We start from the raw sequence: 999 nt of genomic DNA on the forward strand, positions 1-999 counted from the left end.
TAGAGCGTTTCATATTTTGACGGAAGCGTAGCCTGCGTTTTCGAAGTAGTTCTTGCATTCGGCTGCCTCGATGGTTTCGACGAGGTGGCCGATGTGGCGCCACGTGTCCTCGACGGTGCGTTTCTGAGCTTGTCGCATCCAGTGTTTGATCTTGGCGAAGGCCTGCTCGATCGGATTGAGGTCCGGCGAGTAGGGCGGCAGATACCAAAGCCTGGCGCCGGCAGCTTTGATCGTCTGCCTGATGGCCGCCGACTTATGGCTTCCCAGGTTATCCATGACCACGATGTCGCCGGGCTTCAGCACGGTGATGAGCTGCTGCTCGACATAAGCACGGAAGCATTGGCCGTTGATCGGTCCGTCGAAGACGCAAGGTGCTGCGAGCCGGTCCCAGCGTAGTGCACCGAGGAAGGTCAGCGTGCGCCAGTGGCCGTGTGGAGCCAAGCCGCGCAGCCGTTTGCCTTTCGGCCCCCAACCTCGCAGTGGAGCCATGTTGGTCTTGATCCAGGTCTCATCGATGAAGACCAGGCACTGTGGATCGAGACCGCTTTGCCAAGAGCGCCATCGCTGGCGCCTGCGGGCAATATCGGCACGCGCCTGCTCAAGGGCGAACAGAGTTTTTTTTGAAGCTCAGGCCTTCGCGGCGCAGGAACAGCCACACCGTATTGTGCGAGACCTTGACCCCGCGAGCATCCAGCTCGTCCTTCAGCCGACGCAGCGTCAGTTCAGAGGTCTGATTAAGCCGCTCCATAATGAAGGCCCGATGCGGCTCAAGGACGCGCTTGCGATGTCCGCCCATCTTGCCCGGCGCCACCGAGCCAGTGGCACGGTAACGCTGCGACCACTTCACTACAGAGGAAACCGCAACGCCAAAGCGCGAGGCAACCGCACGGCAGGTCTCCCCGTCGCCAACCGCCGCTACTGCACGCTCACGAAGATCATTTGAAAGCGCTCGCGTCATCAGATGCTGGCCTCCAATCCAGCCAGCATCTTGAATCACAA

At 60.3% G+C, this 999-nt stretch carries 1 protein-coding gene; it reads right to left on the reverse strand.

Features of this window, described 5'->3' with window-relative positions:
* Window positions 1-9: 9 nt before the first annotated feature.
* Window positions 10-958 (reverse strand): IS630 family transposase gene (locus NKJ11_RS33685; RefSeq protein ID WP_031249521.1). Its coding sequence is split into 2 segments (ribosomal slippage): window positions 10-621 and window positions 623-958, totalling 948 coding nucleotides; the frame shifts between segments, so codons are not numbered across the junction.
* Window positions 959-999 lie beyond the last annotated feature (41 nt).

Source organism: Mesorhizobium sp. M0243, from assembly GCF_040321775.1.
Taxonomy (GTDB): domain Bacteria; phylum Pseudomonadota; class Alphaproteobacteria; order Rhizobiales; family Rhizobiaceae; genus Mesorhizobium.